Consider the following 926-nt stretch of genomic DNA (forward strand, 5'->3'; position numbering starts at 1 on the left):
AAACACGCAACAAACCATATACAACAACGTTGGCAGTAATTAAAATGAAACTTTATCTAATAATTGAATTAATAAATATATGTTAACTACTTTTTTATCTAAATACATAGAAATTCATAAAAACTACATTGAATTATATGGAGAAAAAGAAGGAGAGAAATCATTTAAATCATTTACTAATTTAATAGAGTTTTTAATGAGAATGAGATCAATAAACTCTGAATTAGATTTATATGAAAAAGTTTATATAAATGAAATATTTCCAATAACTGAAAAACACTACAAATCAAGTCTAAAAAGAGAATATAATTCCGGAGAAAAAGAGATAATAAAAGTTGTTAATGAGATAGTTGAAAGCCCGAAACATAAACCATCTGACGAAGTAACTTTACTTTTCTATGTTGGACTTTATCATAAAATCGAAAATTATGAATCAGAAATTTTAAATCATTATAATATCATAAATCATACTAATTTCAAGAAACTTAATAAAATAGGAATTGATACTCATAATAAAAAACAATTATTTTCAGATATAGATAGAATACGCTTAATTACAAATTCAATAAAACATAATCAATTTTATCCCAAAAATGAATTATTAAAATATTATCCAAATCTAAAACCTGACAAAAAAATATCGTTAGATGATTTTAATCCAAAGGAAGATATTTTCTTAGTGAAATCATTTTTAAGTTACTTCAACTTACTAATATCTTTGAAAAATAGGATTACTGCAAATGAACAAATATTTGGAAAAAATATAGATTTAGATAAATCCTTTTTAGAATTAACTAAAGATGAAAATATTAAGAAAGAGGATTACAAAAGTTCATATTTAAAAAAATAACTACTGCCAACACCGTATAAACTTTATTGCTGGTTTTGGCTCACTTGGGAAATTCCTCCGGAATTTCGCCGTTCGT

Annotated in this window: 1 protein-coding gene; it reads left to right on the top strand. The window is 23.7% G+C overall.

The window, feature by feature from the left end; translation table 11 throughout:
- Positions 1–79 precede the first annotated feature (79 nt).
- A complete protein-coding gene (locus GQS58_RS16855; protein ID WP_166388053.1) occupies positions 80–850 on the top strand; it encodes a hypothetical protein in 771 nt (256 codons plus the stop codon).
- Positions 851–926 lie beyond the last annotated feature (76 nt).

The organism is Polaribacter sp. 11A2H, assembly GCF_011379025.1.
In the GTDB taxonomy this organism is placed as follows: domain Bacteria; phylum Bacteroidota; class Bacteroidia; order Flavobacteriales; family Flavobacteriaceae; genus Polaribacter.